We start from the raw sequence: 13892 nt of genomic DNA, 5'->3' as shown, positions 1-13892 counted from the left end.
GCGACCTATGCGATCAGGACGTAAGCGCGGGCCCGGCCGCGTCGTTGCGACCCGGCGCCTGCGACGTTTCGTCTCACCATCGAGAGCCCCCCAACGAAAACGGCGCGCCCCTTGCGGAGCGCGCCGTGATGCGTTCGGGCTGAGGGCCTAGTTTTAAGCCTGCATGGCCCAGCCTTCGACGGCCATGGCCGCCTGGCGGACGGCTTCCGAGCGGGTCGGGTGGGAGTGGCAGGTGCGGGCGATGTCTTCCGACGAACCGCCGAAGGCCATGGTCATGCAGGCCTCGCCGATCAGCTCACCGGCTTGCGGGCCATAGATGTGGACGCCCAGGACCTTGTCGGTCGTCGCGTCGGCCAGGACCTTCACGAAGCCCTCGGTCTCGTGGTTGATCTTGGCGCGGCTGTTGGCGGCGAAGGGGAACTTGCCCTTCTTGAAGGCGACGCCCGCAGCCTTCAGCTGCTCTTCGTTCTTGCCGACCCAGGCCACTTCGGGGCCGGTGTAGATGACGCTGGGGACCAGGTCGTAGTCGACGTGGCCGGGCTTGCCGGCGATCAGTTCGATCACGGCTACGGCGTCTTCCTCGGCCTTGTGCGCCAGCATCGGGCCATAGGTGACGTCGCCGATGACCCAGACGCCCGGCGCCGTGGTCTTGAAGTGGTCGTTGGGGATGACGCCGCGCTTGTCGGTCTCGATGCCGACCGTCTCCAGACCCAGACCGGCGGTGTAGGGACGACGGCCGATGGCCACCAGAACCACGTCGCCCTTCAGGGTTTCAGCGGCGCCGCCGGCAGCCGGCTCGATCGTCAGCTCGACGCCGTCCTTGGTCGAGGTCGCAGCGGTCACCTTGGTGCCCATGCGGAAGGTCATGCCCTGCTTGGTCAGGCCGCGCTGGAAGGCGGTGGCGACCTCGGCGTCCATGCCGGCGCCGACCTTGTCGAGGAACTCGACGACCGTCACCTGCGCGCCCAGACGACGCCAGACCGAACCCAGCTCCAGACCGATGACGCCCGCGCCGATGACGATCAGGTTCTTGGGCACCTTGGGCAGGAAGAGGGCGCCGGTGCTGTCGATGACCTTTCCGTCCTCGAAGGCGACGCCCGGCAGCGGAGTCGGCTCGGAGCCGGTGGCGATGACGATGTTCCTGGTCTCATAGGTCGTCTTGGCGCCGTCGGCGGCCTCGACCTCGACCTTGCCCGGTCCGGCGATGCGGCCGCGGCCCTTGAGCCAGACTACCTTGTTCTTCTTCATCAGGAACTCGATGCCCTTGGTCAGGGCTTCGACGCTGTCGTCCTTGGCCTTGTGCATCTGGGCCAGGTTCAGCTTGGGCTTCACCTCGATGCCGATGCCGGCGAATTCGGTGTTGGCGGCCTCATAGAGCTCCGAGGCGTGCAGCAGGGCCTTGGACGGCATGCAGCCGACGTTCAGGCAGGTGCCGCCAAGCGTGGCGCGCATTTCGATGATGGCGACCTTCAGACCCAACTGACCGGCGCGAATGGCGGCGTTGTAGCCGCCCGGCCCGCCGCCGATGATCACTACGTCGTAGGTCTGGGGAGCGGCGTCGGCCATGGATATCCTCTGATCGGTCTGGCGCTGGGAAGGAAACGGCGCGGACACTAGCGCCGACCCCGGCGGGGTCAACCGCCAGGCTCCATATAGGACCGGATTGCACCCGGGGCCATGCCGACGAAAGCCAAAGCTGCAATGCCCCGTTCCGCACGGCAAAGGGCCGGGCGTCGCCGCCCGGCCCTCCGTGGTTCGTTGACCGAAGCGATCAGTACTTGAAGCGCACGCCGACGAAGGCGTTGTAGCCGAACTTCTCGTACTCATAGGTCCGCTCGCGCGAGCCGTAGTATTTGATCCCGGCCGAGTCGGTCAGGTTCTTGGCCTCGCCGAAGACCTCGACGCCGTTGCTGAAGTCGTAGCTGGCGGTGAAGTCCAGCTGCTCGCGGCCTTCGACATAGAGGTCGAGGTCGGCCGTGTCGGCGTTGATCTCTTCCAGATAGTCGCTGCGCTTGGTGTAGGACAGGCGAGCCGAGAAGCCGCCCATCTCGTAGAAGAGGGCTGCGTTGTAGTTGGTGTCCGACTGCCCCGGCAGGGCGAAGGTGTCGCGACCGCCGTAGTTCTGGGCCGTCTTGATCTCGGCGTCCGTGACCGTGAAGTTGGCGAAGACGCCGAAGCCCGACATCCAGCCCGGCAGGAAGCCGAACTTCTGCTGCCAGTTCAGCTCCAGACCCATCAGGTGGCCCTCGGGCGCGTTGATCGGGGTCTCGAAGTCAGCCTCGCCGCCGCTCGCCAGATCCTCGGTGTAGTTCAAGATGTAGCGATAGTCGCTGAGGTCCTTGTAGAAGACATTGGCCGACACCACGCCCAGCGAGGCGAAGTAGTACTCCAGACCCGCGTCGAAGTTGTTCGACAGGGTCGGCTGAAGGTCCGGGTTGCCGATCTCGTAGGAGATGTCCAGGCCGTCCGTTTCCTCGACGCGGCGCGGAACGATCTGGCTGAACTCCGGACGCGAGATCGAGCGCGTCAGGGCGACACGACCGATCAGGTTGTCGTTGAAGGCGTGACGGACGGTCAGGTTGGGGAAGAACTCGGTGTCGTCGCGGCTGACGGCGGCGGTCGAAAGCGCGCCGTCGATCACGGTCGGGGCCGAGCCGTCGAAGTTCGTCTGTTCGACACGCAGACCGACGGTGATGTTGGTCGCGCCGACATCGAAGCGGGCCTGACCATAGCCGGCCAGGATGTCTTCCTGGGCCGTGTAGTCCGCCGTCAGCGAGTCAGGCATCCGGCGCGGCGAGGCGGCCTTGGCGGCAGCCAGATAGGCGTCGACCAGTCCCTTGTCGTATTGGGCGCCGAGACGATAACCGAAGTTGCTGCCCTGGGCGTCGCCCCACAGAGAGGCGAGCGTGCCCGGGTTGGCCGAGGCGGCGCGGTCGCGCTGACGCTCTTCATCGGCGTCGACCTCGCGGGAGGCGTACTTCAGGCCGAACTTCCAGGCGACCTCGCGACCGGCGAACTGGCTGGGGATTTCCAGGTTGGTGCGGAAGGCGACGTCTTCCTGCTGGGTCGTGTTGGAGCGGAAGGTGTTCTCGCGGAACGAGAAGTTGCCGGGCGTGGCGAAGAAGCCGCTCGCCGTGTCGCCGAAGATCGGATTGCCCGGCGCATAGAAGTAGCTCGGGGCGTAGTGGTTGCGCGTGTCGTAGCTCAGCGTGGTCGCGCTGGAGCGATAGATCAGTTCATCGCGGTGCGGATAGGTCTGCTCGCTGTTGGCCCAGGACAGGTCGGCGTCCCAGACCATGCCGTTGTCAAAGCTGTGCTCGCCGCCCAGGACCAGGGTGGTGATCTCGTTGTTCTGGGTGCGGTGACGCAGGCCCCGATAGATGCGGGCCCCGGTATAGGTCGCGGTCGTATTGGTCGCGCCCGGCTGCAGGGCGCCGTCGGCGTAACCCAGGATCAGGGTGTTGCGGTATTCGTCGTCCTCGAAGTCGGCGTAGGACCCGCGGACATAAAGGCGGGTCTGGTCGGTCGGACGCCACTCCAGGGCGCCGGTCAGGGCCTGACGGGTGCGCTGGGTCTCATACTGCTTGAACAGGGTCTCCTCGAGCACGAAGACGCCGTCTTCCTCAACCCAGGCGTTCTCAATGTTCTCGGGACGGCGGTTGGTCTCGGAGTAGCTGAGCGACAGCAGAGCGCCGAAGGTCTGGTTCGGACCGAAGATGTTCGAGACCGTGGCCCCGGCGCGAACATCGTCGCCGCCGTAGTCATTGTAGCTGCCGCCGGCGTAGCCGCTGAAGGCCAGACGGCGCGTGTCGAAGGGCGAGCGGGTCTTGATGTTGACGGCGCCGGCGATGGAGTCGGCGTCCTGACTGGGCAGCAGAGTCTTGGAGACCTCGATGTTGGAGACGATGTCGCTCGGCAGGGTGTCCAGGTCGACCGCGCGGGTGCCGGGATCGACGGCCGGCACGGTCACGCCGTCCACCGACACGGCGGTGAAGGCGGAGGGCGCGCCGCGCACGTTGATGTAGCGGCCCTCGCCCTGGTCGCGCTGGATGGCGATGCCGGGGACGCGCTGAAGCGACTCGGCCACGTTGGGGTCGGGGTAACGGCCGATAGCGTCGGACGACAGGACGTTGATCGTGCCGTCGGCGTTCTTCTGCTGGTTCAGCGAACGGGCCACGCCGTCGGTGATGACGCCCGTCACCACCACGTCGGCCACCGTGGTCACATCGTCGCCGCCCAGGGTCACCGTGACCTGCGCCGCGCGGCCCGGGGTCAGCACCACCGACTGGCTGGCGTGCGGCAGGCCGATATAGCGCACGTCCAGCACCACATCGCCGGTCAGGCCCGGCAGGCTGAACTCGCCCTGGGTATTGGAGACGGCGCGGCGGCCCGAGCCGCGAACGATGATCTCGGCGCCCGGCAGGGGCGAGCCGTCAGCGGAGACCACGCGGCCGAACAGGCCGTCGCCCGCCGGCTCGATCGCGGCGCTGGGCGCGACTTCGGCGGCCTGGGCGGCCACAGCGAAGGTGAGCGGCAAAATAGCGGCGCTCAGCAGAAGGCGAAGTTTCATTTCAGTCATCCCCGTTCGCCGGGGCGCGTCACGCTCCGGTCCATGGGGTGGGCTGGCTAACGACGTGCGGCGACGCGGCCGCGACGGTTTCACGAAAAGGAATCTGCGAACGGACCACAGAGACGCGACAAATCCTCCAGAAACGGAGGGACTGTCATTTCGGAGAAATCAGATCGTCACGGGAACGTCGGAGCCTGAACGCGAAACGGGGCCCGATCTTTCGATCGGACCCCGTGTTCCAGTCTCGACATGGAGCGGGCGAGGCGATTCGAACGCCCGACCCCAACCTTGGCAAGGTTGTGCTCTACCCCTGAGCTACGCCCGCACTCCGTAGGGAACAGTGTGCTGCGCCCCGTCGAGGAGGGGCTTTTAGCCGACCCTTCTCAGAACGCGCAACCCCCTTTTTTCATTTTCCGCTTTTCCGCTGCATTTTTTCGAATAGCTCTGAAATTTCAAACGCAAACGGCCCCCGCAACATCCCCGAAAGGAAGGCTGCGAGGGCCGTTCAAAATGACCGCTACGGATGATCGCTCCGCACCAACCCGCTCAAGCGGCGAGCCGCCGCGCGGCGGGCGATAGCGGCTTCAGCCGCGCTGAGGATCAGCGCGGAGCCAGCCGAATGGCCCCGTCCAGACGGATGCATTCGCCGTTGATGTAGGTGTTCTCGGCCAGGTGCAGGGCCAGGGCCGCATAGTCGGCCGGGGTGCCCAGACGCTTGGGGAAGGGGATCATGGCGGCCAGGGCGTCCTGCACCTTCTGGTCCATGCCCGCCATCATCGGCGTCCACATGATGCCGGGCAGGATGGTGTTGACCCGCACGCCCTCGTTCATCAGGTCGCGCGCCACCGGCAGGGTCATGGCGTAGACGCCGCCCTTGGAGGCCGAATAGGCGGCCTGGCCGATCTGGCCGTCCTGGGCCGCGACCGAGGCGGTGTTGACGATCAGGCCGCGCTCGCCGTCTTCCATCGGCTCTAGCGTCACCATGCCCGCCGCCGACTGCGACAGGACGCGGAAGGTGCCGAACAGGTTGATCGAGACGGTGCGCTCGAACTGGGCCATGTCGTGGGCGCGCGGCTCTTGCGTCTCGCGGTTGCGCGACACGGTCTTCTGGCCCGTGGCGATGCCGGCGCAGTTGACCGTCAGGCGCTCCTGGCCGTGGGCGGCGCGGGCCTTGACGAAGCCGGCGGCGACGCTCTCGTCCGAGGTCACGTCCACCTTGCAGAAGACGCCGCCGATCTCCCTGGCGATCTCTTCGCCGCGCTCCTCGTTGAGGTCGAACAGGGCGACCTTGACGCCCTTGGCCGCCAGGGCCCGCGCCGTGCCTTCGCCCAGGCCCGAAGCCCCGCCCGTCACCACCGCCGCAATCGAACCGTCGAGTTTCATGAAGATCGTCCCTATATTCTGGTGAACCGAGTGTCTGCGCGAGGATTTAGCGGCCATGACCGCCAAAGCCAAACCCGCTTCCCCCACCGAGGCGATCAACCCTGAAAAGGCCTTGGTCCCCACGGTTCAGAGGGTCAATGAAATGCGTGTCCGGAAGGGCTTCTGGCCCAAGCTTCGCAGCACCGCCTCGCGCATCCCCTTCGCAGGGCAGGCCCTGGCCGCCTGGTACGCCACCCAGGACCCGCAGACCCCGATGGCGGCCAAGGGCGTGATGCTGGGCGCCCTGGCCTATTTCGTCATGCCGGTGGACGCCATTCCAGACGTCTTCGCCGGGATCGGCTTCACGGACGACGCGGCGGTGATCGCCGCCGTCCTGGCGACCCTCGGCGCCCACGTGAAGCGCAAGCACCACGACCAGGCCGAGGCCGCGCTGAAAAAGGTGCGTGACGAAGCGAAGGCCTAGCGATCCAGCGGCTTGGCCCGCCACCAGCCGGTGACGGAGTAACGCGGCCCGCCTGCGAACGGCGCAACCGTCGAGACCGCGTGCATCTGCGGCACGGCGAAGACGTTCAGGGCGCCGAAGCTGGGGACGAAGGTCTCTGTGATGTCGCCGCCCGCGTCGAGGAACTGCAGCAGGCCGCCCCACTCCGCCCGCCAGCCCGGCGACAGGTTCAGCACATAGGCGTAGAGCCGCTCGGTCTTCGGATTGGCGTCGCTGTGGCGGTTGAGGAAATGCCCCGGCAGATAGCGGGTCACCTGGCCGTCGGAAAAGGCGATGCGGTCGTCGCCGGTCAGGCGGCGCGCGAAGTCCAGAAAGGCCTTGGTGTTGAACAGGTCCAGCAGGTCGAACAGAACCTGGGGCGTCGCCGCCCCCGCCTCGCGCGCGGGCCCCAACCGCAGGCGATCGAACAGGAACTGCAGCCCCTCGGTCGCCCCGGCGTAGGCTTGTTGCGTCACATGGGCCTGGTCCTCGGGCGAGGATGCATCCAGCGTCGCCACCGGAATGTCGGCCCCCAGCGGGTTGAGGAAGGTGCGAACCCAGGGCTGCTCGGGCGCAAGCACCGCCGCGTGCAGGACCTCGGCCCCGTCGCCGAACAGGCCGGGCACGCGGGTGCGGCCGGTGCGGGCCAGACGCTCGGCGGCGGCGGCGACGTCCGCCTCGCCTACCGCCAGTTTCAAAGCCGGATCGAGAAGCCTGCTCATTCGTCGGTCGTCACGACGATCTTGCCCATGGCCGTCCGGTCGCCGAGGGCCTTGATGGCGTCGTGGGCGTCCTCCAGCGGGTAGGTGCGGCTGACGCGCGGCTTGATCTTGCCGTCCTTCCACAACTGCATCAGCTCGGCCATGTTGGCCGCGTGGGCCTTGGGATCGCGCCCCACCGCCGCGCCCCAGAAGACCCCGATCACGGAGACCGACTTCAGCAGGGTCAGGTTCAGCGGCAGGGACGGGATGCCCGCCGGGAAGCCGACCACCAGATAGCGGCCGTTCCAGTCCATCGCCCGCAGGGCCGGCTCGGCGTAGTCGCCGCCGACCGCGTCATAGACCACGTCGGCGCCGTCGCGGCCGGTGGCCAACTTCAACTCGCCCGACAGCGCCTTCTGCGCCGCCTTGTCCATGGGCCCGGACGGATAGATCAGGCCATTGTCAGCCCCCAGTTCCAGGGCGAACTCCACCTTGTCGTTGGTCGAGGCGGCGGCGACCACGCGCGCCCCCATGGCCTTGCCCAGTTCGACGGCGGCGGCCCCGACGCCCCCGGCGGCCCCCAGCACCAGCAGGGTCTCCCCCGGCTGCAGGTTCGCCCGGTCCTTCAGCGCGTAATAGCTGGTGCCATAGGTCATGGTCAGGGCGGCGGCTTCCTCAAAGCTCATGCCCTCGGGCATGGGGATCAGGCTGCTGGCCGGGACCGCCAGACGCTCGACCAGGCCGCCCCAGCCGGGCACGGCGATGACGCGGTCGCCCTTGAACACGCCCTTGACGCCCTCGCCCACCGCATCGACCACGCCCGCCACCTCGCCGCCCGGCGAGAAGGGGCGCTCGGGCTTGAACTGGTACCTGTCCTCGATGATCAGGGTGTCGGGGTAGTTGATCCCCACCGCCTTGACCTCGATCACCACCTCGCCCGGCTTGGGCGTGGGGTCCATGATCTCCTCGACGACAAGGCTATCAGGGCCGCCGACGGCCCTGGACAGGACTGCGCGCATATTCTCTTAATCCTTGCTGGGGGAGGGCTCGTCGGCACGGATCCAGCCCGTGATCGAGTAGCGTGGCGCTGTCGCAAAGGGGGTCACAAAGCTGACCGAGTGGTTTTGCGGTACGCTGAACAGATTGAGGGCGTTCATGCGCGGGGCGTAGGCCTCCGCCAGATGGCCGTCTTCATCAATGAAGTTAAGCAGACCGCCCCAGTCAGAACGCCAGTGCGGCGTGAGATTCAAAACATAGGCGAACAGCCTCGCCCGGCCCGGCTGATAGTCGTCATGCTCTGTCAGGTAATGCCCGGGCAGAAACCTGGTGGCTCGCGCATCGACGTACCGCGCCTCGTTCGTCCCCGTCAGATCGCGGATGAAACCGAGGAACTCAGGTCCGTTCAGGAAGCGGTAGAAAGCGTTATAGAGGGGATTGACCCAATCGCCGCGGACGATCGCCGTATCGATCCGAACCGTGTCGAACATGTAGTGCAGGCTGCCTGGCTGGCCGAGAACCGCAGCCGCTTCGTCATGGGACGCAGCCATAAGCCCCGCCTGCTGCTCTGGGCGCATGCCATTGATAGCCTCGACGGGAATATCGACATTCTGCCGGCCGCTCATGGTGCTCCGCAGCCACAGCTTTTCGGTCGCAAGAGCCTGATGAAGCCTCACGGCGTCCTCGGGGCTCAGAAAGCCCGGCACGTGTATCCGGCCAAAGCGACGAAACGCAGGCCCGAGTTGATTCGCACGCAAGGCTGGATCAATACGCGGTCGCCAGACCGCGCCTGTTGCAAGACTGTTCACTGGTGCGTGCCGATACGAGCGTCGGTCATGGTTGCGCCTCCCCTGTCGATAACGCTAACAGGCTCGCTTCGCCGAGGTAAAGATCATGACTGCCAAAACCGCCCTCATCCTCCACGGCGGCGCCGGGGCCCGGCGCGAGCGCAACTACGACGCCGAGGTCGCCCATATGCGCCAGGTGGTCGAGGCGATGAAGGCGCGGCTGGACGCCGGGGCCTCCGCCGTCGACGTTGCCGTCGAGGCCGTGGTCATGCTGGAAGACTCCGGCCTCTATGTCGCCGGACGCGGCGCCTCGCCCAACCTGGCGGGCGCCTATGAGTTGGACGCCAGTCTCATGGACGGCGCTTCGGGCAAGGCCGGCGCCGTCGCGGCCCTGCAGGGTTTCCGCAACCCGGTCGTCGCCGCCCGCGCCGTCATGGACCGCACCCCCCACGTCATGCTGGCCGGAGAAGGCGCCGCCCTGTTCGCCCATGATCAGGGACTGGAGCCGATCGGCGACGAAGAGGCCTGGTTCACCCGCGCCGGCAAGGGCGAGGACAACCACCCGCCCGGCGGCCTCAGCCACGGCACCGTCGGCTGCTGCGTTCTGGACAGCCAGGGCCGCCTGGCCGCCGCCACATCGACCGCGGGCGTCTTCGGCAAGATGCCGGGCCGCGTCGGCGACACCCCCGTCCCCGCCGCCGGGACCTGGGCCGACGACCATGCGGCCGTCTCCTGCACCGGCCAGGGCGAGTATTTCATCCGCGTCGCCGCCGCCGCCCGCACCGCCTTCGGCGTGGCCGCGGGCCAGTCGCTGGCCGAGGCGTCGCAGGCGACCATCGACCGCATCGGCGGTCTGGGCGGCGACGGCGGCCTGATCGCCCTGGACCGCGAGGGCAACATCGCCCAGCCCTACAACAGCCAGGGCATGAAACGCGCCTGGCTGACGACCGATGGCGCGATCGGGGTTCAGGTCTTCGACCAGCCGGCCTGAGGCCGCACCCGCCGCGCTTCATTACAGAGCCGTAAGGTGCGCGGCGGGATTTGACGCTGATAGGGTCCGGTCAACCTGCCCCCGGCGCTGCTTGAGGGGCGACCGGAACCTGACGCCCATGAAGACCCGCCTGATCCTGACCGCCTGCGCCTCGGCCCTGCTGCTGGGCCTGCCCGCCGCCGCCTTCGCCGAAAGCGCGGCGCCCGCGACCGCAACCGCCGCCGCCCAGGGCGGGGTGGCCGTGCCGCCGCTCGGCTTTACCAAGCGCGTGCTGGCCAACGGCATGGAGGTCTATACGGCGCGCGACGCCTCGACCTCGAACGTCACGGTACAGGTCTGGTACCGCGTCGGGTCCAAGGACGATCCGGCCGGCCGCTCGGGCTTCGCCCACCTGTTCGAACACCTGCTGTTCAAGGCGACGAAGAACATGCCGTCGGAGACCTTCGACCGTCTGACCGAGGACGTCGGCGGCATGAACAACGCCTTCACCGCCGACGACGTCACCGCCTATTACGAGGTCGTTCCGGCCAACCACCTGCAGCGCATCCTCTTCGCCGAGGCCGACCGCATGGGGTCGCTGGTGGTCGATGAAGCCACCTTCGTCTCCGAGCGCGACGTCGTGAAGGAGGAATACCGCCAGCGGATTCTGGCCAGCCCCTATGGCCGCCTGTTCGGCCTGTTCACGCCCGAGACCATCTATCAGGACCACCCCTACCGCCGTCCGGGCATCGGTTCGATCGAGGAGTTGAACGCCTCGACCCTGGACGACGTGCTGCGCTTCCACGCCACCTACTACCGGCCCGACAACGCCATGCTGATCGTGGCGGGGAACTTCGATGAGGCCCAGTTGGACGGCTGGGTGAACGAATACTTCGCCCCGCTGAAACGTCCGACGACGCCTATGCCCGTGAATGATGTGAAAGAGCCGGAGCCGACCGGCCCGCGCACCGCCACCTACTACGCGCCCAACGTGCCCCTGCCCGCCGTCGTGCTGGCCTGGAACACGGTCGCCTATCGCGACGCCGACCGCGCCGCCCTGACCGTGCTGGACGGGGTGCTGTCCACCGGCGAATCGAGCCGTCTCTACCGCTCGCTGGTCTACGACAAGCAGATCGCCGCCTCGATCGGCTCCAACCCCGACTTCGCCCAGCAGGCCGGCAATCTGACCGCCTACGCCATCATGGCCGACGGCCAGACGGTCGAGGCTGGCAAGACGGCCCTCGAGGCCGAGATTGCCCGCCTGCGTGACGCCCCCGTCACCGCCGCCGAACTGAGCGAGGCCAAGAACGAGTTGGTCGCCAATGCGCTGCGTGGCCGCGAGAGCATCGACGACCGCGCCACGACGCTGGGCATGGCCCTGATCATGACTGGCGACGCCACCGCCGCCGACCGCGAGATCGCCGAGATCCAGGCCGTCACCGCCGCCGACGTGCAGCGCGTGGCCCGCCGCTACCTGACGCCGCAGCGCCAGATCACCATCAACTACCTGCCCGCCGACGAGGCCCATCCGGCCAGCGTGCAGAAGATGAACGTCGACGCCCCCGTCACCGTGGCCGAACTGGCCCCGGCCGGCCCGGTCGCCGTCCTGCTGCCGGAAGCCGAGCGCGCCCGCCTGCCCCAGCCGGGCGCGGAAGTCGCCCCCGCCACCCCCGCCGTCGCCGACTTCCGCCTGGACAACGGCATGCGGGTTCTGGTCGCCCCGACCGAGGGCCTGCCCCTGGTTTCGGCCCGCCTGAACTTCAACGCCGGTTCAGCCAACGACCCGGCGGGCAAGCCGGGCGTCGCCTCCATGACCGCCAGCCTGCTGACCCAGGGCACCAAGACGAAGTCGGCGCCCGAGATCGCCACCGCCATCGAACAGCTGGGCGCCAACATCGGCGCGGGCTCGGGCGCGGACTTCACCAATGTCTACGCCAACGCCCCCAAGGACGTGTTCGGCCGCTCGCTGGCCCTGATGGCCGATCTGGTGCGCAACCCGGCCTTCGCCGCCGAGGAGCTGGAACGTCAGCAGTCGCAGACCCTGGACGGCCTGCGCGTGGCCCTCAGCCAGCCCGGCTCCATCGCCGCCCAGTCGGTCGGCCGCGTCGTCTACGGCGACGCCCCCTACGGCGCGCCCGGCGGCGGCACCCTGACCAGCGTGCCGGCCATCACCCGCGACGACGTGGCCGCCTTCCACGCCGCCCGCTATCGCCCGTCGCAGGCCACCATCGTCTTCTCGGGCGCCGTGACCCCCGCCGAGGCCCGTGAACTGGCTCAGGCCGCCTTCGGCGACTGGCGTGATCCGGCGACCGCCGCCCCTCCTCCGGTCGCCAAGGCCGGCCAGACCCTGGCGCCGCGCATCGTCGTCATCGACCAGCCGGGCGCAGGTCAGGCCGCAGTCACCGCCGCCATCCGCGGCATCAAGCGCGCCGACGCCGACTACTTCCCGCTGACGCTCGGCAACACCTTGCTGGGCGGCGGCTTCTCCTCGCGCCTCAATCAGGAAATCCGCATCAAGCGCGGTCTGTCCTACGGCGCCCGCTCCTCGGTCGGCGCCCAGCAGGACGTCGGCGTCTTCACCGCCTCGACCCAGACCAAGAACGAGACGGCGACCGAGGTGGCCGACCTGATCCTGGCCGAGGTCGGCAAGCTGGGGAGCGCCCCGGCCACCGAGGCCGAACTGGCCCCGCGCCGCGCCGCGCTGATCGGCGGCTTCGGACGCTCGCTGGAGACGGTGGACGGTCTGGGCGGTCTGGTCGCCAACCTCGCTCTCTATGACCTGCCGATGAGCGACCTGGCCGACTACGCCGGGCGCGTCCGTTCGGTCACCCCGCAACAGGTCGAGGCCGCCTTCGCCGAACACCTGCCCACTGACCGCGCCAGCCTGGTTATCGTCGGGGACGCATCCAAGTTCATCGACGCCCTGCGGGCCAAGTACCCCAACGTGGAGGTCATCCCCCTGACCGACCTGAACCTGAACAGCGCGACGCTGAAGTAGGGCAGCCTCTTTCCTCCCCTGTCGCATCGCGACGGGGGAGGGGGACCGCGTAGCGGTGGAAGGGGCGAACCTTCTCACCGCGCTTGATTGAACAAACCGCGGCCCCAAGCCGCCCCCTCCACCATGCTGCGCATGGCCCCCCCCAACTACGCAGGGGAGGATCGAGAGAGGCTTTACGCCGTCAGGCAGACCACCTGGGCCACGCGCAGGTCGCGCCGCAGACGGTCAGCGACCTTGCCGTAGTTGTCGGTGTTAACCTCTTCGCCCAGGGCCTTTTCATCGGCCCGCTGCTCGCCGCGAATGGCGGGAACGAAGGTGTCGGGCGCCGTGGTGTAGATCAGGCCGCGACGCGGCGCCTCGGCGATGGTCACGCCCAGAACCCGACCCCGACCGTCCAGCACCGGCGCCCCCGACAGGCCCGACAGCGTTCCCTTCAGGCCCTTGGTGCGCCCGGCCTCGGCCCAGGCCAGGACCGGCTCATCGCGCTCGCCCCGCCCCCGGACCTTCAGCGTCTCGCGGCCCAGCAGGCGCGAGGCCACCTCGCCGGGATTGCCCTGCGGGAAGCCCGGATGGAAAGCCCGCTGCCCCTTGCGCAACGGGGTCTGAACGGCGACCGGCAGGGCGGGCGGGCCGCCCTCGGTCAGCAGCAAGGCCACGTCGGCGCGTTCGGCCAGCCGCACATCGGCGGCCAGGGCGCGCCCGCCGCCGATCACCAGGGCCGGGCGCCGGCAGCCCTCGACCACATGGCGCGCCGTAACCCACCGCCCGTCGCCGGCGATGGAGAAGGCGGTGCCGGAGGTCGGCTGTTCGGACTCCTCGGGGGCGAAAACGGTGACGGCGGGATCAAACGGCGTCACCGGCCCCAGCAGGGGGCCATGGGCCTCATCGTCCTCGGGCAGGTGCGGGGCGTCGGCCTTTTCACGTCGGCCCAGGGACACGATCAGCAAGGCGCCGACCACCGCCGCATAGATGGTCCAGTCGGGAAGACGGGGAAAGCGCATCATG

At 68.3% G+C, this 13892-nt stretch carries 10 protein-coding genes and 1 tRNA gene; 3 read left to right on the top strand and 8 right to left on the bottom strand.

Annotated elements, in window-relative coordinates:
• Positions 1-153 precede the first annotated feature (153 nt).
• From lpdA to ACI2KI_RS10170, 4 genes are all read right to left on the bottom strand, one after another.
• Entirely contained in the window at positions 154-1566 is a 1413-nt protein-coding gene (gene lpdA, locus ACI2KI_RS10185) for a dihydrolipoyl dehydrogenase (RefSeq protein WP_404619755.1), read from the bottom strand.
• A gap of 205 nt (positions 1567-1771) precedes the next feature.
• Positions 1772-4570: a TonB-dependent receptor gene (locus ACI2KI_RS10180; RefSeq protein WP_404619753.1), complete on the bottom strand. Its 2799-nt coding sequence runs from the start codon at positions 4568-4570 to the stop codon at positions 1772-1774.
• Positions 4571-4820: 250 nt separating this feature from the next.
• A tRNA-Gly gene (locus ACI2KI_RS10175) sits at positions 4821-4895 on the bottom strand.
• Positions 4896-5170: 275 nt separating this feature from the next.
• Positions 5171-5953, bottom strand: a complete 783-nt coding sequence (locus ACI2KI_RS10170; RefSeq protein WP_404619751.1) for an SDR family oxidoreductase — start codon at positions 5951-5953, stop codon at positions 5171-5173.
• Positions 5954-6008: 55 nt separating this feature from the next.
• Here ACI2KI_RS10170 and ACI2KI_RS10165 point away from each other — a divergent pair, with 55 nt between their 5' ends.
• Positions 6009-6416 carry a YkvA family protein gene (locus tag ACI2KI_RS10165; protein WP_404619749.1) on the top strand — a complete coding sequence of 136 codons (408 nt, stop codon included), beginning with the start codon at positions 6009-6011 and terminating at the stop codon, positions 6414-6416.
• Here the strand turns inward: ACI2KI_RS10165 and ACI2KI_RS10160 are convergent.
• Genes ACI2KI_RS10160 through ACI2KI_RS10150 form a run of 3 tightly spaced genes read right to left on the bottom strand, consistent with a single transcriptional unit; the run spans position 6413 to position 8838 of the window.
• Positions 6413-7156 carry a 2OG-Fe(II) oxygenase gene (locus tag ACI2KI_RS10160; RefSeq protein WP_404619747.1) on the bottom strand — a complete coding sequence of 248 codons (744 nt, stop codon included), beginning with the start codon at positions 7154-7156 and terminating at the stop codon, positions 6413-6415. The two genes, ACI2KI_RS10165 and ACI2KI_RS10160, sit on opposite strands and share 4 nt — an antisense overlap.
• The gene (locus tag ACI2KI_RS10155; protein ID WP_404619745.1) at positions 7153-8154 is read right to left on the bottom strand and encodes an NADPH:quinone oxidoreductase family protein; all 1002 of its coding nucleotides are present in this window, start codon (positions 8152-8154) and stop codon (positions 7153-7155) included. The genes ACI2KI_RS10160 and ACI2KI_RS10155 overlap by 4 nt, the downstream gene beginning before the upstream one ends.
• A 6-nt stretch (positions 8155-8160) precedes the next feature.
• Positions 8161-8838, bottom strand: coding sequence for a 2OG-Fe(II) oxygenase (locus ACI2KI_RS10150; RefSeq protein WP_404619743.1), 678 nt, complete (start codon positions 8836-8838; stop codon positions 8161-8163).
• 184 nt (positions 8839-9022) lie between these two features.
• Between ACI2KI_RS10150 and ACI2KI_RS10145 the strand changes: the two genes are divergently transcribed.
• Both ACI2KI_RS10145 and ACI2KI_RS10140 read left to right on the top strand, forming a co-directional pair.
• Positions 9023-9910 carry an isoaspartyl peptidase/L-asparaginase family protein gene (locus ACI2KI_RS10145; RefSeq protein WP_404620255.1) on the top strand — a complete coding sequence of 296 codons (888 nt, stop codon included), beginning with the start codon at positions 9023-9025 and terminating at the stop codon, positions 9908-9910.
• A 118-nt stretch (positions 9911-10028) separates the two neighbouring features.
• Positions 10029-12887 carry a M16 family metallopeptidase gene (locus ACI2KI_RS10140; RefSeq protein ID WP_404619741.1) on the top strand — a complete coding sequence of 953 codons (2859 nt, stop codon included), beginning with the start codon at positions 10029-10031 and terminating at the stop codon, positions 12885-12887.
• 173 nt (positions 12888-13060) lie between these two features.
• On the opposite strand, the gene ACI2KI_RS10135 is transcribed toward ACI2KI_RS10140, so the two are convergent.
• The gene (locus ACI2KI_RS10135; RefSeq protein WP_404620253.1) at positions 13061-13888 is read right to left on the bottom strand and encodes a serine protease; all 828 of its coding nucleotides are present in this window, start codon (positions 13886-13888) and stop codon (positions 13061-13063) included.
• Positions 13889-13892: the final 4 nt, after the last annotated feature.

The organism is Brevundimonas sp. NPDC046655 (assembly GCF_044901625.1).
Taxonomy (GTDB): Bacteria; Pseudomonadota; Alphaproteobacteria; order Caulobacterales; family Caulobacteraceae; genus Brevundimonas.
Note: the sequence above shows the minus strand (reverse complement) of the source record. Positions and strands in the feature narration are given on the sequence as shown.